This is a genomic window from Miltoncostaea oceani (genome assembly GCF_018141545.1).
In the GTDB taxonomy this organism is placed as follows: Bacteria; Actinomycetota; Thermoleophilia; order Miltoncostaeales; family Miltoncostaeaceae; genus Miltoncostaea; species Miltoncostaea oceani.
The window spans coordinates 427,415-446,150 of record NZ_CP064357.1 but is presented as its reverse complement, the minus strand read 5'-3'; the positions used below and the strand labels follow the sequence as shown (position 1 = coordinate 446,150).

Annotated in this window: 17 protein-coding genes; 7 read left to right on the top strand and 10 right to left on the bottom strand. The window is 70.2% G+C overall.

Going from position 1 to position 18,736, the window contains the following annotated elements:
* Positions 1-95: 95 nt before the first annotated feature.
* Positions 96-2,258 carry a PKD domain-containing protein gene (locus IU369_RS21135; protein ID WP_217924433.1) on the bottom strand — a complete coding sequence of 721 codons (2,163 nt, stop codon included), beginning with the start codon at positions 2,256-2,258 and terminating at the stop codon, positions 96-98.
* Between the two features lie 250 nt (positions 2,259-2,508).
* A complete protein-coding gene (locus tag IU369_RS21130) occupies positions 2,509-4,017 on the bottom strand; it encodes a S8 family serine peptidase (protein ID WP_217924432.1) in 1,509 nt (502 codons plus the stop codon).
* Between the two features lie 390 nt (positions 4,018-4,407).
* Between IU369_RS21130 and IU369_RS21125 the strand changes: the two genes are divergently transcribed.
* The 3 genes from IU369_RS21125 (at position 4,408) to IU369_RS21115 (ending at position 5,989) form a co-directional block, all read left to right on the top strand.
* Positions 4,408-5,067, top strand: coding sequence for an HNH endonuclease (locus tag IU369_RS21125; protein ID WP_217924431.1), 660 nt, complete (start codon positions 4,408-4,410; stop codon positions 5,065-5,067).
* A 332-nt stretch (positions 5,068-5,399) separates the two neighbouring features.
* On the top strand, positions 5,400-5,624 hold the full coding sequence (locus IU369_RS21120; protein ID WP_217924430.1) for a hypothetical protein: 225 nt from the start codon (positions 5,400-5,402) through the stop codon (positions 5,622-5,624).
* A complete protein-coding gene (locus tag IU369_RS21115) occupies positions 5,612-5,989 on the top strand; it encodes a hypothetical protein (protein WP_217924429.1) in 378 nt (125 codons plus the stop codon). The genes IU369_RS21120 and IU369_RS21115 overlap by 13 nt, the downstream gene beginning before the upstream one ends.
* A gap of 127 nt (positions 5,990-6,116) precedes the next feature.
* Here IU369_RS21115 and IU369_RS21110 read toward each other — a convergent pair whose 3' ends face one another.
* The 4 genes from IU369_RS21110 to IU369_RS21095 form a co-directional block, all read right to left on the bottom strand.
* On the bottom strand, positions 6,117-6,722 hold the full coding sequence (locus IU369_RS21110) for a hypothetical protein (RefSeq protein WP_217924428.1): 606 nt from the start codon (positions 6,720-6,722) through the stop codon (positions 6,117-6,119).
* On the bottom strand, positions 6,716-7,933 hold the full coding sequence (locus IU369_RS21105) for a S1 family peptidase (RefSeq protein WP_217924427.1): 1,218 nt from the start codon (positions 7,931-7,933) through the stop codon (positions 6,716-6,718). Before IU369_RS21105 ends, IU369_RS21110 begins: the two co-directional genes overlap by 7 nt.
* A gap of 211 nt (positions 7,934-8,144) precedes the next feature.
* Positions 8,145-9,836, bottom strand: coding sequence for a hypothetical protein (locus IU369_RS21100; RefSeq protein ID WP_217924426.1), 1,692 nt, complete (start codon positions 9,834-9,836; stop codon positions 8,145-8,147).
* Between the two features lie 201 nt (positions 9,837-10,037).
* Complete coding sequence (locus IU369_RS21095) at positions 10,038-13,199, bottom strand: hypothetical protein (RefSeq protein WP_217924425.1); 3,162 nt, start codon at positions 13,197-13,199, stop codon at positions 10,038-10,040.
* Positions 13,200-13,347: 148 nt separating this feature from the next.
* Between IU369_RS21095 and IU369_RS21090 the strand changes: the two genes are divergently transcribed.
* Positions 13,348-14,385 (top strand): hypothetical protein, encoded by a 1,038-nt coding sequence (locus IU369_RS21090; RefSeq protein ID WP_217924424.1) that lies wholly within the window; start codon positions 13,348-13,350, stop codon positions 14,383-14,385.
* Entirely contained in the window at positions 14,385-14,771 is a 387-nt protein-coding gene (locus tag IU369_RS21085; RefSeq protein ID WP_217924423.1) for a helix-turn-helix domain-containing protein, read from the top strand. The genes IU369_RS21090 and IU369_RS21085 overlap by 1 nt, the downstream gene beginning before the upstream one ends.
* Here the strand turns inward: IU369_RS21085 and IU369_RS21080 are convergent.
* Positions 14,746-15,276, bottom strand: a complete 531-nt coding sequence (locus IU369_RS21080; RefSeq protein ID WP_217924422.1) for a hypothetical protein — start codon at positions 15,274-15,276, stop codon at positions 14,746-14,748. The two genes, IU369_RS21085 and IU369_RS21080, sit on opposite strands and share 26 nt — an antisense overlap.
* 78 nt (positions 15,277-15,354) lie before the next feature.
* Here IU369_RS21080 and IU369_RS21075 point away from each other — a divergent pair, with 78 nt between their 5' ends.
* Entirely contained in the window at positions 15,355-15,738 is a 384-nt protein-coding gene (locus tag IU369_RS21075) for a hypothetical protein (protein WP_217924421.1), read from the top strand.
* Here IU369_RS21075 and IU369_RS21070 read toward each other — a convergent pair.
* Both IU369_RS21070 and IU369_RS21065 read right to left on the bottom strand, forming a co-directional pair.
* Positions 15,675-16,103 (bottom strand): hypothetical protein, encoded by a 429-nt coding sequence (locus IU369_RS21070; RefSeq protein WP_217924420.1) that lies wholly within the window; start codon positions 16,101-16,103, stop codon positions 15,675-15,677. The genes IU369_RS21075 and IU369_RS21070 overlap by 64 nt on opposite strands.
* A 47-nt stretch (positions 16,104-16,150) precedes the next feature.
* The gene (locus IU369_RS21065) at positions 16,151-16,540 is read right to left on the bottom strand and encodes a hypothetical protein (RefSeq protein ID WP_217924419.1); all 390 of its coding nucleotides are present in this window, start codon (positions 16,538-16,540) and stop codon (positions 16,151-16,153) included.
* Between the two features lie 257 nt (positions 16,541-16,797).
* On the opposite strand from IU369_RS21065, the gene IU369_RS21060 reads away from it, so the two are divergent.
* Positions 16,798-17,964 carry a hypothetical protein gene (locus IU369_RS21060; protein ID WP_217924418.1) on the top strand — a complete coding sequence of 389 codons (1,167 nt, stop codon included), beginning with the start codon at positions 16,798-16,800 and terminating at the stop codon, positions 17,962-17,964.
* On the opposite strand, the gene IU369_RS21055 is transcribed toward IU369_RS21060, so the two are convergent.
* Positions 17,953-18,453, bottom strand: a complete 501-nt coding sequence (locus IU369_RS21055) for a hypothetical protein (protein WP_217924417.1) — start codon at positions 18,451-18,453, stop codon at positions 17,953-17,955. The genes IU369_RS21060 and IU369_RS21055 overlap by 12 nt on opposite strands.
* Between the last annotated feature and the right edge of the window lie 283 nt (positions 18,454-18,736).

The window sequence follows — 18,736 nt, the reverse complement described above, 5'->3', positions numbered from 1 at the left end:
GCGAGGTGTGAGGGTACGCACGGCGGGCCGCTCGAGCTCCACGCTCGATCGGCCCGCCGTCCCTCATCTACCCTCGCCCGATCCGGGGCTGGGGTTCAGCTCCCGGCGGTCAGGGTGATGTCATCGAGGTAGATGGCGTCACCGGAGGCCGCGCTGGCCTGGTTGATGTAGATCTCGATCTTGTTGCCGGCCGACAGCGGGGTGATCTCCGCCGTCGCCGTCTGGAACGAGGTGCTCAGGGTGAGCGCCGGGCCGTTGAGCGTCCGCAGGACTGCGCCGGACGCGTCGCGCTCGCGCAGGTAGATCCGTGAGGTCTTGCCGACCGAGGTCGAGTTCGCCGCGGCGATCTTCGCAGAGGCGAAGTAGGTGACACCCGTGCTCGCCGAGGCGACCGTCGGGTTCGTGTCGTCGATCGTGAACGAGGTCCCGGTCGTCCGCGTCGCCTTGACGACGTGGCTCCCCGCCGGCGCGCCGGCGCCGAGGTTCACCCGGGTGAGGCTCGCCTGCCAGGTTCCCCAGCCCGCGAGGTCCGTCTCGAACGAGGGGTTCACGACGAGGTTCGGGGGGCTCGAGGGCGGCGGCGCGGGAAGCACCGCGGGGACGAAGATCATCTTGCGGGCGTAGGTCCGGGCGCCGTCGTTATCGGTCGTCCGGTGGCTCATCATCATCCAGCCCGGAGATACGGCGCCCCCGTGGGTGGTGCCGAACTTGTACCAGTCGCTGGGCTGCGTGCCGCTGCCCCACGCCCAGGCCCGCTCGGCGATCGTCCCGTCCGCGTCGGTCGAGGTCGAGACCACGGTCAGAGCGAGACCGCCGTGGATGCTGTTGGAGAAGCTGTAGGTGAAGTCGGAGACCGGCGCCTGGTTCGGCGGCGCGGGCGTCTCGGGGATCTGCGCGCCGACCACGATGGTCGTCTCGCCGTAGGTGATGGCGCCGTCATCGTCGGTGGCCCGCACCTTGACCGGGTAGGAGCCGGCCTCGGGGAAGGTCCAGACGACCTTGCTGCTCTTCGGCTCCTCCCAGACGCCGTCGTTGTTGAAGTCCCACTCGACGAGCATGATCATCCCGTCCGCATCCAGGGCGCCCGAGCGGAAGTTCAGGACCGAGGAGGCGCGCGGGTCGGACTCGAGGATGAAGGGGCCGACGACCGGCGGCGAGTTGCCCACGAAGTAGGGGATCGGCTGCTTCGAGAAGCAGGGGTTGCCGGCCGGGACCGTGAAGTCCTTCGCCGCGGCGTTCGCGTACTGCGGGTCCACGATCAGGTTGTCCGAGGCGGTGAAGCCGACCTGCGGGCCGATGTTGGTCGCCCCGCCGTCGCGCATCAGGCAGTTGCGCTCGGCCAGGTTGCCGGTGCCGACCGGGTTACCCGCCGGATACCAGCTCTCGATGTTCGGGGCGTTCAGCGAGCCCGTGATGATGTTGTCGAAGACCGCGTTGTCGTTCGAGGCGACACCGTCGGTCCCCGAGAAGATCACGCCCTTGCCGTTGCCGTGGATCACGTTGCGGAAGACCGACGTCGTCAGCGCCCGCGGGTAGAGGTGGACGCCGTAGGTCGCGTTGTCGTAGAAGAAGTTGTCCGAGATGACCGTCCGCTGAGCCCAGTTCACGTAGACACCGTGGTCCAGGTTCGAGCGCGGCGAGAGCAGGCCGCAGTTGTGGATCCGGTTCTGGGTGACGGTCACGTCCAGGGCCTCGCCGAACTCCGCGTCGCCGATGTGGACGCAGATCTTGTCCACGTTGTCGTTGCTGATGTCGTTGCCGCGCAGCACGACCCTGTCGCCGTTGATCGTCGGGTTCGTCCGGTAGGTGGAACCCGCACGGTTGCCGTTCAGGATCAGGTTCTCGATCTCGACGTCGTTCGAGGAGTCAGGGACGAAGACCTGACCGCGGATCGTTGCGCGCGTCGCTCCAGGGGCGCTCTGGAGCGTGATCGGCGCGGCCTGCGTGCCGCCGTTGTTGAAGCGGACGTTCTCGATGAACTCCTGCCCCGCGGCGAGGCAGCCGACCGCGCCGGGGCTCAGGTTGTCGACCAGCTTCTGCGCCGTCCGGTAGGGCTGGGCCTCGGTGCCGGCGTTGGTGTCCAGGCCCGCCGTCGAGGCGAACTTGGTGCACGCGCCTGCTGCGAGCGCGGTCCCGTCATCGGCGACAGGAACGACCGGCGCCGCGATCGCGGCCAGAAGGAGCGCGATGATCAGGCGCCGGGATGAGCGGCCCGAGAAGGGGGGCCGAAGACGGGAAGGGACACGGAGAGGATTCACATCTCAGTGAATAGGCTCACCCCGAGAGGCACGATGCGTTTTCCTGGGCCAGTGGCGAAGGCGGCCCGCGGCCGCGGCGTCTCTGACGACTCACGCTGTCGTGGGCGCCGTCGTGATGTGGGCGGCTCTTAGGCCCAATACATGACCTGGCGGCGCGACTATGAGTGCCGCGGTGGCCGCAGCGCGGCCGCCACTCCTCCAGGCGGGTCAGGGCTGCTAGCGGCCATGCCGCACAGCCGAGCGGGTGCTCCTAGCGGGGGAGCGACACCGCGATCCTGCTGGGCGCCCTGCCTGCTCTTGGTGTGACCACCCAGAGGCGGCCTCGTCTGGTCTCGAGGCGAGCGCCCTTGGTGAGTGTGCGGCGGATGACGATCCGGTCGCGGCCGCTCGCGTCGCTGATCACGAGCCAGAGGCGCCGCTTGCCGAGTGGGACGGAGACGATGGCCTCGGGGCGGCGGTCGGCGTTCACGTCAGCGATCGCGATCCGCAGGGGCCCGCGGGCGAGGGCCCTCCGCGCCGGGGCGCTCCCACCTCGATATGCCCGCACGAAGGCGCGGGCGCGCTGCCGGGTGAGGCGCGGCCGAGGGCCCGCCTCGGCCTGCCGCGGCACCGATCCGCCACCCGTGGTCGTGGGCGCTGACGGCAGGGGAGGGGAGGGTGGGGTGGAAGTGTCCGGGGCCGTGGACTTCGCGGCCATGATCTGGTCGAGGCGGACGATGGCGCGGTCGGCGTTCAGCCGGCCGTTGGTCGCTGTCGGCTTGCCCTGGTTGTCGGGGAGGTGGCCGATCGGGTCGGCGGATTCGAGGATTGCCCGACGGACATCGTCGACCTCGGCGTCTGGGTGGAGGCCGAAGAGGATCACAGCGACCCCGGAGACCATCGGGGCGGCGGCGGAGGTCCCGCCGAGGGAGCAGCCGCCGTAGAAGGTGCAGATGCTGGGCACGCCGGCGGGGGCGGCGATGTCGACGTTCTTTGCGCCCCAGTTGCTGTAGGGCCGGAGGACGTCGTACTGGTTGGTGGCGGCGACACTGATGGTCCCCGGGCACGCGGCCGGCCAGAACGGCACCTGGTCGGAGTCAAGCCCATCATTGCCGGCCGCCGCGACGACGAGGGTCCCGTTCTTGGTGAGGCGGTCGATCACCGGGCAGAAGTTGTCGTGGTCTCCAATCCCCGTGTGGTCGCCGCGGCCGAGGGACAGGTTCACGACGCGCGCGTCCTTCGAGAGGGCGTACTCCAACCCAAGGTGCTCGCCGCGGGTGCGGCCGAAGGGCCCGCCCTGGAGGACCATCAGGCGGGCGTTCGGTGCGACGCCGGCGATCTCGAGGTCGTTGTGGGCCGCCGCGATGATGCCGGAGACAAGACTGCCGTGGCTGTCCGGGTAGCCGTTGTCGTCGCGAGCGCCGATCCGGAGCTGCCAGTAGGAGCCGTGGATGTCGTCGCTGTAGCCGTTGCCGTCATCATCCAGCTCGTTGCGGACCTCATCGGGGTTCACCCACAGCTGACCGGCGAACTCCGGATTCGAGATGTTCACACCCTCTTCGAGCACCGCGACGGACACCGGCGCGAGGGTCCTGCCCTGGATCCGCCCCCACGCCTCCGGAGCGTCGATATCCGCATCCGGGACACCGAGCGGCCAGCCCGTGTTGTGGAGGTTCCACTGCTGGTCGAACTTCGGGTCCGAGGGGAAGTGTGGCTCGAAGGCGGCGGCGGTCCCCGGAGCGGCGAAGAGCGCGGCAGCGCAGAGGACCGTCGCGATCACGGATGCTCGGAGGGTTCCACGCATGCTCTGCCTGCCTCTCCAGGTGGCCACGACACCGGACGCGCGGCCTCCACCGGGGACCCAGCGGAGGCGTAGTAGACGCGCACCGACATCTAGACAGACGTGAGAGCGGGTTTCTCCCCCCGGATGGCCAGGTACGGCGATAGGCATATGCACCAGTCGCCGGGCCGAGGGCTGGAGCGCGGCGGTGGTATGGGTGCCGGCGGTCGCCGTCTGAGGGGCGCTCTTCAGCTCCTGCTTGCATTCCCCGGGGGGGGTCCCGGTCGTGCGCAGCCAGGCATGCCAGATGGAGGTTCCATCTGGCACTGATAAAGCTCTTGATGAGGGAGATCTCAGCAACTCGCTGGCTGACCGGCCCATGGTCGGGAGGTGGCCGGCCGCCAATCTCCTCACGACGGTTTCGCCCGCGTCGCTGCTGATCCGGACCGCTTCTGGCAGCGCGTGGCGAAGGCCGGACCCGACGACTGCTGGCTCTGGACCGGGACGCGCCACCAGAAGGGCTACGGGCTCGTGTACTTCAGGCGGGCCGGCAAGCTCACAAGCGCCACCTCGAGCCGGGTCGCTTTCGCGCTGACCGCGGGACTGGTGGAGTTGCCAGGACGCAACGAGCCGGTCTGCCACAGCTGCGACAACCCGCCGTGCTGCAACCCGGCGCACCTGTGGCTCGGAACTCCTGCCGAGAACAGCGCCGATGCAGTGAACAAGGGGCGAATGGCTCAGAAGCTGACCGTCGAGCAGGTCCGTGAGATCGCGTTGTCCGGGGACTCGGCCGCGGAGATCGCCGCCCATTTCGGGATCACCGAGTCGATGGTCGGGAAGATCCAGCTCGGGCGGACGTGGAAGCACGTCACCGCAGCACTAGCGCGGGCTCCGATCCCGCCACATCGAGCGGCTCGTCTGACTCCCGACCAGGTGCGCGCGATCCGTGGCTCCGAGGAGTCGTCACGCGACCTGCAGACCCGCTTCGGAGTCTCCCAGGCGACGATCTCGAGGGTGCGGTCCGGCTCCGGCTGGAAGAGCGTCTCCTAGGCCCATCCCTGGGTGCCCCCTTCACCGCACGCTAATATGCATTATGTCAAGTCGGGGCTGAGGTTCCCGCCCCCTGAGGCTCCCCCGCGGGCCGCCATCAGCGCCGCTGCTTGATCTGGCCAGCGAGCACGCTCCGGGTCCCGGACACCGGAGTATAGGGCGGGTTCTCTGGGGTGCCCGCACCCAAAGAACCCGCTGTTTGGGGCGTCCAGGTCGCTACGGGCTGCCGGCCGCGGCCCACCGTTCGATCTAGAGCCGTCGCTCAAGCCGAACCCCGAAGCTCGCCAGGCCGTCCGCTCGCGCCCGCGGTCATACCGCGGTATGATCGCCGCATGGCGAAGAAGATCTCGATCTCGCTCCCCGACCCGACCGCCGAGCAGGTGCGCCAGCTCGCCGAGCGGGGCTTCGAGGGTAACGTGTCCGCGCTGATCGCCTCCCTGGTCGACAGCGAGGCGCGCCGGGCGCAGTCCCTGGACGCGGTCGCCGAGTGGGAGGCCGAGCACGGGGAGATCACCCCGGCGGAGCTCACCGAGGCGCGGGCCCGTTGGCTCGCCTGATCGCCGACGCCGGCCTCCTCGTCGCCGCGGATCGCAACGAACGGGCCGCCTGGGCTCTGAAGAAGGCCGCGGCCGAGGATCGTGACGAGCTGGTCGTTCCGGCGGTCGCCCTCGCCCAGACCTGGCGAGGTCCCCAGTCCGCGAACCTCGCCCGCTTCCTGAAGGGCCTGCGGGTCATCCCCCTCGACGCGGAGCTCGCCCGGACCACCGGCCACCTGCTCGGAGTCGCTGCCACCTCGGACATCGCCGACGCCGCGGTGGCCGCCTGCGCGATGGAGGGCGACCGGATCATCACCGGCGACCTCGACGACATCTCCCAGCTGGTGGAGCTGCGCGGTGTGCGGGCTGAGGTGCGGACCATCTGAGTCGTGATCGTCCTCCTGTGCACCGAGGACGATTGGAGGAGCGGTAACAGAACCTCCCGCTCACCTCGAGCAGCCAAGCGGCCCCCAACCTCCCGGGCCCGGCGTCCACCTGCTCGAGTCGAGCGTGTCAGCCGGGCTCCAAAGCCTCCTGCCGGCACTCGCCGAGGCTCTCCACACTGCGATCGAGGTCGTCCTGAGCGGAGCCGACCTCGAACCCTGCGGTCTCGAAGTCCCCCGCCGATCCGGCGTCGGCGACTCGCCCGTATCCGTCGAGACCGGCGAGGAACGCGATCCCGGCCCGCCGGAGGCAGGGCAGTTCGGCCTCGGCTACCGGGCCCTCAAGGGCGAGGGACTCCTCATCGACGAAGGCGCCGAGTCTCTCCGACACCTCGGACAGGCAGACGGGGTCGCCCGCGCAGAAGCCGGCTTCGCCGGCAAGCATCTCAAGCTCGGTGACGCTGCTCTCGAGGCGATCGATCAGTTCCCCATCCGACGGAGAGTAGCCGCGGGGTGCTGAGGATCCGGGCGAGGAGCTCGTGGTCGGGGCAGGCGTGGCGGCCTGCTCCTCATCGTCTCCTCCCCCACAGCCCGCAAGCATCGCCGCGAGCGCGAGGACCGCGAGCGCCGCGCGGAGCCGGGCGACGATCGCGCCGGAGGATCGGCCTGACCCCCGACGAGGGCTGCTTACCGGGAAGCGGAAGCGCCCGGGGCCCGCATCGTCGGATCTCAGCATCCGGGGAGCCCGAGTCCGCCGCGGTCGGCGGCGCGGATCCAGACTTCGCTGATGTAGCCGAAGACGCCGTTGGTGAGCCGCACGCCGTAGTAGCGGGTTGACTCGAAGCGCAACGGGTTCGCGTCATCAGCGGCTGAGGTGTCGTGGCCGTTCGTCGTCCGCTCACCGGTCCTCTGGCAGACGGCCGCGTTGTAGACGTGACCGCTGCCGGCCTCCGTGCCGTTGATGTTGCAGCCCCGCGATCCGCACCGTACCCACGGCTGGGTCGTCAGACGCACCGGGGTCGTGTCCTCACGCATCCCCATGCCGTTCGTGACCCGGTTGTCCACAGTGATCGCGCGACGCGCCGGTGCGGCGACGGGCGGTGGTGCGACCGGCGCGGGCCCGGGGGCCGGGGCGACCGGAGCCGGGGCGACCGGCGCCAGTGGTGCGGTCGGCGGTGCCGTGACTTTCTTGATCCAGCTCGCGGCGTGTGCGGGCGAGGCTCCGTGGATCAGGTTCTCGGGGCAGTTGACCAGGGCCCGCTTCTTCCTGTCCCAGTCGCACGAACGACCGAAGCGGCCGCTGGTCACCGCGAGGATGCGCCAGCCGCCGTTGCGCCACCCGACCCACGGGCCTCCGCTGTCGCCCTTCTGTATCGACGAGCTGTCCGCTGCCCATCCTGCCCGGACGAAGCACTCATGAAGCCGGGCCTGGCAACTCGCGCCCATACTCCAGGCGTGGTCGGGGGTCTTCTTGATCGACGAGGTCATCGGCCCTTCGTTCCGCTTCGTGCGGCCGTAGCCGAAGGCCGTCACTCCCCGGTTCTTGAAGTAGTTGAGGTCCGCGACGCTCGCCAACGGCAGAGTGCGGGCACCGAACCCGGCGACGACGTCGACCGGGAGCTTGACCAGGGCAAGGTCCCAGACCTTTTCGTCCCACGCGTTGACCGACCGGTAGCTCGGATGGAGCTGCGGCTTCTCCGTGATCGTCCACGCGAGACCGCCGACGCGGGCCGTATTGAGGGTGCCGCTCGTCTGACCGTCGAAGCAGTGGGCCGCGGTCAGGACCCACTGACGGGCGATCAAGGTCCCGGAGCAGTTCGCCCGCCCGTCGGCGTCGAGGCGGACCGCCCAGCGGGGCTCGGGTGAGGGAGTCGTGCCGCCGACCATCCCCGCCGCCGGCGCCGTCAGCGATAGACACGCAAAGATGGCGACGAGGGTGGCTGCCATCGCGCCGAATGCCGACGATCGCGCCAGTCCGCGAGCCTTCCAGGGGCCCATGCGGGTGGGAGACATCAGTTGACCTCTCATGCAGGAGGGGTGAGACACGGCGTGGTAGCGCGCCGGAGTATCTGGCCCTAACGGTCTCGCCAGTACTCCCCGATCGTCCAGGGTTGTCGCGATCGGGAAGGGCTCTCGGTCTCACGAGAGTCCAGGCGCCTCAGCGGCTGCTGCGGGCGAGCAACGAGCGCACGGACTTCGGCCGGTTGGCGCCGGGGAGATCCTCACCGACGGCGTAGGCCGCCGGGTTGAGGTCGGCCTCGCCGTCCTCTGAGCGCAGCTGCGCGACGGTCGTCGCGCGCGAGGGTGTGCGGCCCGCCAGCTCGGCGTAGTACCGCTCCCGCGCGAGGTAGGTCGTCTCATCCAGACCCTCGAGGCTTGGGTGCCCTTCGGGAAGACGGTGGAGGGGGACGCTGGCGATCGCGTTGCGCAGGCAGCCCGGGCAGCGAAGGCGCGCGCTGTCGCGCTGCTTGCCCGGCCGGCGGACGCTCGTCCAGCTCGCATTCGGGTGGGCACAGCGATCAGCGCCGACCAGATCCGGCAGACGCTGCGCGCCGACCCGGGCGATTCGGCTGGACATGGAGGTCCCCTCCGACAGGACCGGCTTACCGAGGACGCACGGATCGAAGTCCGAGGGGTCCTTCACCGTCATGGCAGCGGCCATGGCCTCTGACAGGCCGAGCTCCTGCGAGCGTTCGAGCGCCCACTGGTGATTGGACTCATCGGTGGTCATCCGGCTGCTGCCGAGCGGGCACATCGCGCGCACCTCGACGCTCTGGCCGTTGATCTTCGCGATCCGACTGACCGCCAGGAAGCCGCCCCTCCGTCCGCCGCGCCGGGTCTCGCTGACGTTGAACCGGACCGGCCGCTGGGCGTACATGTTCGATGCCCCCTCTGCGGCGAGCTCGATGATCGCGGCAGGCTCGGCGGGGATCGTCAGGACGATCCGCTCATAGGGGTTCGGCCGGTAGCGGTCCCGGCTCGAGTCGAAGCGGCGCGGGATGCGCGTCATCGCGCGGGCGCGGGCCATGACGGCCTCGGCGCTCGATGCGCGTGCGATCGGGAGCTCCTCGGGAAGCCGTGATCGGTGCATCTGATGGAGGGCCTTCTCATAGGCGTCGCCGCTTCGGCGATTGGACTGCAAGTTCTCGAGCATCACATCGACGTCGTTTCGGGAGATCGACAGCCAGTCGGTCCCCTCCTGCTCGCCGACGGCGGCCGTAGCCCGGGCGATCCTGCCGAGGCCGATCAGGCACGCGAGGTCCGGACCCTCTTCGGGCTCAAGGCCGTCATCGGGTGCCATGGCCGCCTCCCAGCTCTCGATCAGGCCCCGGGCGTGATCGAGCGTGTCAGAGGCGAGCGCCTGATGGAGGAGGCCGTTCGCGTGGGTCTTGGCGATCGCATCCCGGCCGAACGACCTGCGGGCGGTGAGCGCCCAGTTCGTGCGACCCGGCCGTCGAAGATCCGCCAGCTGCTGCTCGATCGACCGTCGCTGAGCCTCGGCGCGGTCAAGGAGGGCTTCGTGGTGGCCGGTGTCCGTGCCCTTCAGACCCGCGGCGTTCCAGATCTCATAGCTGGCGCGCTTACGCGGCTCCTTGACGGCGGCGTCCACGCGCTCGATGAAGGCCTGCTGGTGGACGAGCGCGCGCTCGAGCAGGGTGATCGCCTGCCGCACGGACGCGGCATCGCCCGCGGCGGCCGTCCGGGCGGCGAGCACCAGGTCCGAGGCGTCCTTTGCGGTGTCGCCTCCGACGCCGCCGGCGACCGGATCCTCCTTCTTTGCAAGGAGCTCGGCGACCTTCGCGCGGATCGCGTCGTCGACCTCGCTGTCCGCCCGCGCGAAGCAGTCCACGATCAGCTCCGTCGGCGTCGGTGCACTCGACCCGCGAGGCGCCGCCCCTGACGAACCTGCTCCTCTTCCCCGGCCTCGGCTCATTCCACGTCCGAGACTAGGGGCGACCTGGCCAAGCGCGTGGATCCTTGTGCACGAGCCCCGGTCACGGCCTCTGGACGGCCCTGGTGCCGGGGCGCGAGGCCCCGGCCTTGGGACCGATCAGCGGGTGGGCTGGAGGCTGAGGATCTCGGTCTGGACCGTGTCCGAACCGACCCAGCGGTTCGAGCTCCAGTTCCAGCTCGAGCCGCTCGGCTCGTACTGCCAGCTGTCCATGCGCCAGGTGGTGTCCGCGCCGGCGCCCGGGGCGAAGTCCGCGACGATCGCGTACTCACCGCTGGGGAGTCGGCCGCGGCCGACAGCCGAGGCGTCGTAGCCCGGGCGGGCGACGACCTGGGCGAAACCGGGCTCAGCGGCCTTGCGCGTGAAGGCGCCGGTCCACTGGTAGCCGCTCGGGTCGATGAACGTGCAGCGCGGGCGCGTCGAGGCGGAGACGGTCTGGCCGTCGTTCTCGTAGAAGAGACGGTTGGTGTTCGAGCGATCGCCGGCACGGAACTTACCGCTGCGGCCGTTGTGGCTGTAGGCCTGGTAGCCGCCCTCGTCGCCGTAGCCGCTCGGGGTCGCGGGGATACTCGGCGCGTTGCGCGCGCAGGTGTCGCCCCACACGTAGGTGTAGCCGCCCCGGAACCAGTAGCCGTCCACGTGCCCGTTGCGCGCAGCGGCGGGGCCCGAGGGGTGAGCGTTCGCGCAACGGTTGCCCTGCGCGGAGGGGAGCGGCGCCGGCTTGCGGTCGCCGTTGCCGTCAGGGGGCGAGTCCGGGTAGCGGACCGTCGCCGTGGCGGGGCGGTTGCCGTAGCAGGTGTCGGTCGAGTCCCAGCGCCAGGTCCAGTCGGTGGACTTCCACGAGCCGTCCTGGATGTAGCCGTTGGAGTTCTGGTAGCTGCAGCGACGCAGCGACTCGCTCGGCAGCTGACCGCGCAGGTCAGCTGCCTGGGGGACGCCGTCGCGATTCAGCCAGCTGCGCACGGCACCCCAGGCGGGGGCCGCGGCACGGCAGGCGTTCAGGTCGGTGACCGCCGGCGTCGGGGCGTAGTCCCACTCCCAGAAGTCGCGGCGGCAGCCGTAGTCGCCGAGGGTGGTCTCAGCCGGGTTGCGGTTGAAGGCGGTCTCAGGGCTGGCGAGGTTCGCCGGCCCCCGGTAGACGCGAGCGTCGGCCCAGCGGCCCGGGCGGCAGAAGTAGAGCGCCCACTCGCCTTCGGTCTGGGCGCTGACGCGCAGGCGACGGGAACCGTTCTCCGAGGCGCGGTCATAAAGCGACAGGTGCTCGACCTGGTCGGGCTTGTTGGTGGTCAGTCGCAGCACGAAGGCGCCGGGGACCGGGTGGAGCTGGTAGGCGGTCGCGAGCTGGTGTGAGCCGACCCAGTGGGGCGACAGGTTGAGGCGGCCGTCGTTGGTGCCGTCCGCGGCCCAGGCACGCAGCGTCCCGTCCTGGTTGACGCAGTAGCGGCCGGAGGGGGTGTTCACGGCGCACGGAAGCTGCGGCGCGCTGGCCGGATCCGGGTCCGAGGTCATGCGCACGGTGCGCACGGCGGTGTCGAACTGGACCTCACCGAAGACGCTGGCGAAGGCACCCGGCTCGTCGGAGGGGTTCAGCCAGCTGACACGCTGGCCGCGCTCGGAGAGAGGCAGGTCCTGGCTGATGAAGGCGTTGCCGTCGAAGGCGCCCGACTCATCCCGGCGGTGCAGGACGTCCTGGATGCTGGCGCTCGAGCCGAGGCCCGAGCGGGCCGTGGTGTGCTCCGGCGCCGCGAGGGGCTGCCAGGTGCGCGGGTCGGTGAGACCACCGAGGGTCTCGTTGAAGGTCACGGCGCGGCCGTAGTAGTCCTGGTTGAAGATCTGGTTGCGGTCGGCGTCGGAGACTCCGGTCTTCTCGTTGGGGTCGCTCATCGACAGGCGGGTCTTCTTGACGACGATCGTCTGGTTCGGCGCGAGCTTCTCCTCGGGGTGCTGGACGCTGAGGCTGTAGTCGCTCGGGCGACCCGTGATCGAGGTGTCGGGACCCTCGAGGACGACATCGGGGTTGCGCAGGTCGCTACGCGGCACGTCGGAGCGACGGACGGTGATCCCGCTGCACTCGGCGCTCGTGGTGTCGACGCAGTCGGCGGACTCGCTCGGCTCCCAGCCATCGGCGAAGAAGAACTTGACGTACTGGCCCATCAGCTCCTCGCGGTTGTCGACGCTGTTGACGAGGACCATGTAGACGTAGCCGGGCTGCCCCTGGATCTTGTAGTCGAGGTTGACCGCGCCACCCTGGCGGTTGAACGACCAGGCGAGGGCGACGCTCTCGGCGCCCGTCTGGGTGCCGGCGCGGCGCTGGTTCCGGTCGAACTCGATGGCCTGCGGTGCGTAGCCCGAGGTCGCGTTCACGCCGGAGGGCCAGAAGCACATGTGCTGCTTGGCCGAGGCGTTCAGGTAGGTGCGAAGCTGACCGGGAAGGCCGATCTCCGGGTAGGCGGCACGGTAGGCGTTGAAGCGCGAGTTGCAGGCACCAGGCACCGCGCCGCTCCCCGGCTCACCGGGACCGAGCGGACCCGCCGAGCGACCCGGCAGCCACCAGTAGCCACCGCGGCCGTTCGGGGCCTGGGCGGCGTTCTGGCCCGCGCCGGCACCCCCGTACCACCAGGCGAGCTGGCTGGTGTTGGCGTCGCCCGCGCTGTTCAGGTCGATCCGTCGCTCGAAGAAGGGCTCCGGGGTGCGGTCGATGCTGTTGGCGCCCTGGACGTTGAAGCGCCAGACCTTGACGTTCCAGGCGATCGTGCTGCGCGCCGTCGGCACCTTGTTCTCGCTGTAGTGCGAGTAGTGGAGCTCGTTGGTCAGCTGACTGCGGATGATCCGCGGGCTGTTGGTCCAGCACGGCGAGGGCGCACCTGCGAGCGGGAAGCAGATGTCGTTGTCGCGGTCGAACTGGACCTGGTTGCGCGGGATCGACAGCGTCTGGGCGGCGATGTCCTTGGCGCAGTCCTCCTTCAGACTCGGTGAGACCCGCTCGCGCGAGAAGAGGTCCCCGCAGACGTTGTTGCGGATGTCCCCGGGCGATGGGAAGCGCGGGTTCGCGCTGGCACGCAGGACGTCGTAGTAGTAGTAGGTCGAGCCGAAGAAGCCCCCGCTGAAGCTGGTCGGCACCCGCTCGGTCGCCTGGCTCGCGCCGCCGCGGTAGACATACGCGCTCGCGCTCGGCGCCAGTGACAGCGCGATGGCGCTGACGAGGGCGGAGGCGACGGTGAGCCGCAGCAGGGAGCGGACGAGAGGCGACAGGAGGGGCATCGTCAGCTGACGATAGACCCGGTGTCAGCGCGTCGGCAGTTTTCGTCGAGGTCCGCGATCTGTCAGTTGCGGAGAACTCCGCATAGCGTGAATCGCACATGCTATTCCTCGGACACGGCTGATCGCCGCGACAAGGAGAGCCTCACGCATGAGCATCACAACGACCAGGACGAGTGTCAGCCTCGGGGACGTGACCGTCCACTTCAACCGCACCCTGCGGCTGCCCGACAACGGTGACATCCACGCGCTGCCGCCGAGTCTCGGCCTCTTCCCCATCAAGCGTGTCGACGACTACCGCGACCGCGTCCCGGCCTCCTGGGTCGAGCACGGCGGCGTCTTCCTGCCGATGCTCCAGCGCGAGGCCCTCTGGATGCGCTTCACCCCGCGCTCCCCTCACGCGCTCAAGGTGGCCGTCGGCAAGGTCAGCGCCCTCACCGGCAACCCCTACCGCGATGAGCTCTCCCCGACGGGCGAGCAGGACCATCTGGTCGTGCCGGGGCAGTCCTGGCTCGACGGGATCTGCGGCCGCAACGGAACCGTCCGCCAGTTCGTCGCGATGCCCCTCGGGATGGGTTACACGGTCGAGGGCCAGGTGAGCGGCGAGGAGGTCTTCGGCGGGATCCAGCTGGCCGCCTACGCACCTCGCCCCGGGGCCTTCCCGGCGCCGGTCAAGTCCCAGCCGCGGAGCTACTACGCACTCTCGGCGGGCTCGGGCCTGCGCAGCGCCCCGCAGAGTTTCGGGGGCGTCAACGCACTCGCCGGGGCGTCGGGTCCGATGCTCGGATCCGTCGCCGGCATGGAGATGGGCCTCGCTGCGGGCGGCTCGATGAACCAGAAGATCCACGTCGACCACGACCCGCGCCGCTGGAAGACACGGCCGGCCGAGCGCGTCTACGTCCACATCGTCAACTCGCAGATGTATCGGCAGATCACGGGCGAGGAGCCTCCGCCGAGCCCGGTCAGCGCGCAGACATACGCCGAGCACGGACTCCCGTGGTTCTCACTCTACGAGGAGCACATCCAGGGCGTCCCGGGCTCCGAGGTCCTCGACGGCGTGACGAGCGTCGCCGAGACCGACGCCGCGCACGGCTTCAGTGGCCTGATGGACGACTCGTCGCTGGTCCGGCCCCTGATCCGGCCGATCGGCCCGCTGCCGGCCGGCCACGTCCGCGACGGGAGCTGGTAGTGGGTCGCGGCCCCCAGGCCGAACAGGTCCCGAACCTCGCCCACGCCCTCCGCTACCTGAGGGGGCGCGCGACGCTCACCCAGGCGCGTCTGGCCGAGCGTGTGCGGGAGTCCGGGGGCAGCCTCAGCACCGTCTACTACCAGCAGATCGAGTCGGGTCTGCGCTTCCCGAGCCCGCCCATGAGGGCCCGGTTGCTCGCGGTCCTCGGCAGCGACGAGGCGGGACTGACGCGCCTGCTGGCCGAGCGCCCCTGGGAGCGGACGGCCGGCGAGCGTGAGCAGGTGGACCGGATCGCGGAGCGGATCGCGGCGCTCAGCCCCGATCAGGCGGCCCGGCTCCTCGAGCAGGCCGACCAGATGATCAGGGACAGGTCCCCGGCGGGCTGATCCAGATGCCGTGGAGGCGCCACTGCAGGTAGCCGAGGGCGATCATCACCACGACGATGAGGATGCTCCGCAGCAGGGCGACGCGCCGGTAGAGGTAGGAGATCAGCACCGCCTGGAGCCCGATGAGGATCGCGAGCCTGACCAGGCCTCCCAGGCCGGCGCAGCCCCCGAGGGCCTCGATCCCGTAGCGGCCGAGGCCGATGAGGGCGGTGAGCCAGAGCAGGCAGATCCAGACCCGCCTCCAGCGCCGGCGCCGGACCTCGGCCTCGTGGAGCTCGCGCTCCAACGGGTCCGACGGGGGCTTCCTGCGTCGCTCCTCCTTGCGGAAGAAGATGCCGCTGGTGGCGGGGACGTCGATCGTCGTCGTCGTCCCGCGCGTCCCCCAGCTGCGTGAGAAGAGCCCGAGCCTCAGGTTCAGCGAGACGCCGCGGCGACTGACGGTCCCGGTGAGGAGCCTGCCGAGGAGAGGGAAGGTCTTGCGGAAGCGAAAGCGCGTGCGTGCCATCGGCGCCAGTGTGCGACCCGCCGATGGCGCCGCCGGGGTTTCGCCTCGAGGCGATGAGCGGCTCCTACCCTCGCCGCGATGGCCCACGGTGAGAAGAAGGTCCTGCGGTGCCTGCTCGGCGCCGTGGTCCTGGTCCCGGGGGCGCTCGCCCTCTACCTCTACCTGCTCTTCAGGACCGCGCTGATCGAACAGGAGATCCTGGCCTCGCCCTACGCATGGATGGCGATGCCGGTGATCATCATCTTCGCGATCCTGGCCAGCGCGCGCTGGGCAGGGGCCCGGGGGATTGCCGGCTTCTTCTACCTGATGATGTGCGGGGCCCTGCTGACGTTCTGGGGTCTGTCAGCGGTCGGTTACCTGCTGCTGATCGAGCCCCTGGGGACGATCAGCGCGGTGATCTACTGGGCGCTCGCCAGCGTGCTGGCCTTCGGCATCGGGATGCTCGACGCGCTTGTGAGCTGACCCGACTCCGCGCACTCGGTGACCTCCTCGGAAGCTTCGACGCAGACCTCCAGGCACCCCGGTCCCGCAGGGAGCAGGCTGACGCTCCCCTCCCCCTCCCCGCCGTTCACCGACACACCGGGGAAGGCCTCTCGGACAGCGGACAGGGGGTCCGTGGCGCCGGCAGCGGTCCGCGCGATCGCCTGAGCCAGGACGCGAGCCCGCTCCCGGGTCTCGGCCTCACTCGGCTCCCGAAGGGCCTCTGCGCTCGGCGCCGCGACGAGAGGGGCTTGTTCGGCGACGATCCGACCGGCCCAGGTGTGGGAGAGCGCGACGAGGCCGGCGACCATGACGAGCCCGAGCAGGGCGGCGATCAGATACCGCATCGATCGACCCTAGGCTCCGCCCGCGGTCGATCACCCGACTCTCTGGCTCAGACGCTGCGCTTTCTGCCGAAGCTGAGAGCGGCCTTGACCAGCCAGGCCTCGAGCGGGCCCGCGCCCTCACCCGGGGCGACCTCGGCGGCGAGGTAGCGATCACGCGCCGGAGCCTCGAGCAGGCGGCTAGAGCGGAGCACCCGACCGTCCTCGCTCAGGAGCTCGATCACGGCGTCGTTGAGCCTCACGGTCAGGGCGAATCCGAGCATCTCGGCGAGCTGGTCGCGGACGCGGCCGATCTCCGCCCGGGTGAGCTTGCCCGGTTCGGTCGTGAAGCTGGCCAGGGCGCCGCTACGCGGCAGGGCCCCGCTCAGGCGGATCTGGAGGATGACGGCGGACTTGCCCGTCTTGGGGTCGGAGCTCGGAGTAGTCGATGTCGTCGTCATTGCTCACAACAGACGACGTCCCGGATCGGTTGCATCGGCAAGCTGGGGAAAGTTCATAGACCAGATCACTACTCGTGGCGACCCGCTCGACCCGGGTGAGGAGCGTACGCGCCGGTGATGCCGCTACCCTCGCGCCAGGTCGCCGCGCCGGAGGGCTCGCGCGGGGAACCGAACCCCCGTTCAGGAGAGCTCCCATCCTCGCCCCAGCCCGACCTTGCCCGCGCAGATGGATCACGTTCTGGCTGATCGCCTCGGTGATGATCGCCGCCGCGTTCGGGTCCGGGTCCCCGGCGATGGCAGCGCCGACCCCGCTTGGAAGCGTCGCCACCAGTGGGTGCCCCGCCCAGGTGCCCATCTGGAAGATCCACTACCAGCTGTTCATGAGCTCGAGCTCCGGGGCGACCCTGCCGGCGGCGCAAGCCTCCGGGGCGCTGGCGGGGGCGGATGCCTTCGTCCAGCTGGTCGGCCAGCTGTCGGAGTGCGCGGTCGGGATCCAGATGGACGTGGTGCTCGCCGACACGCCCTGGGCAGGCGGGGATGACGTCTATGCGGTGCCGATGCCGGCCGGTTACGACGCCGGCTTTGCCCGAGTGCCTGCGGGCCCTTCGAGCCCAGCAGGTCGGGCCACGGGGAGCAGCACCATCCACCGGGCGATGTTCCCGGTCAGGCCGACAGGCAGCGGAGCGGACCCGAACCCGCATCTGATGGTCCATGAGTGGCTCCACCAGGTCGTCGCCTTCTACACCCCACCCAACGGATGGCCGAGCAGCACCGACTCCGACGCCGTCCACGCCGGGTGCAACGTCCATAGCTCCTACCAGGCGAGGGACCCCGGCTTCGGCTGCATGATCCTGCCCTCCTACATGTCGGATCTGATGCTCGGCCGTGTGATCGAGGGTGGCGTCGCGAAGGGACTCGGGGCTGCGGAGTGGGCTCGTCAGGGAACCCCCCGCCAGCGCGCCGGCGGCTCCCCCTCCCCCGGTCCCGACCCTGGCTCGAACCCGCGGGCCGACTGCACGCCGAGTACTCCTGCGCCGAACGGCCGTGGGGCTGTACGTCTGAGCGTCTCCCAGCTGCGCATCAACCAGCGGATCAGCCAGGGAGCCCTCTGGAGGGCCAAGCGGCTCACCGCGCGCCTTGATGGGCGACCAGCGCCTCCGCGACCGCGCCAGCGCGCCGGGCGCATCACCGTCAGCCGCGGTCAGCTGGCCATCAACCACCGGATCAGCCTGGAGGCCCGGCACCAGGTCGCCGTCCTCTGTGCCCGGATCACAGGAGGGGGACTGCCCTCCCTCTCCCGGCGCGTGCCGGTGCGCTCGGTCCGGGTGAACGTCACCCAGCTGTCGAGGACCCAGTGGATCGCCCAGGCTGCGTTGCGCGACCTCAGCCGACTCGAGAGCCTCGCATCCCGCTCAGATGCGTGAGCCGGCGCGCAGGGCTGCCGAGACGGAGCGATGAAGGACCGGCGCCGGGGCGTCGAGGAGATCCTCGGGCCAGACCTTGCTGGCGGGGATCGCTCCGAGCTTGGCCGCGATGAACCTCGCCGCCTCGGCACGCTTGTCATGATCGAACATGGTGCGCTGCTCATAGACGGTGTCGCCCTCAGCGATCCGAGCCATGCTGATCGCGTCGCTCGCCGTGCGGGGCAGGACGTAGACGACGACGTGGTCGCTGTTGCGGTTCTCCGAGAACCAGACGGTCGTCGGGCGAGCGCCACCGCGCGTGATCCGGAAGCCCTGTTCGCGGCCGTTGCAGTAGAGACCGGCCTCGCCGTGCGGGACGAAGTAGGCCCGCTTGAGGATGTTGAAGACGGATCGCGCGGCGGGATCCGCTCCGTCCCAGCCCCTCACATCGCCGTCGCCGAGGAGGACCCGCGCGCCGTAGGGACGATCGAGGCGCGGAACATCCGCCACCAGGATCCGCCTCGCCGGATCGCGTCGTGGCCCTCCCGTGGTTCCTGACTTTCCCCGTGCCATCTCCGGTCACCGTAGGACGCCGGCGCCCCGGCGCCTCTCTCTCGCCCCGGCGGGTCCCGGTGACGGAGCGACCTGGGCGGGGTACTCCACTCGATGACCGGGCGGCCCTCTCCCCCGCCCCCATTGAGCCGACGCCGCGACAGGGTCGCGATCGCGATCATGGTGATCCTGGTCCTCGGCATCGTCATCCTCCTGGATGTCATCGGCGGCCGACCATGGT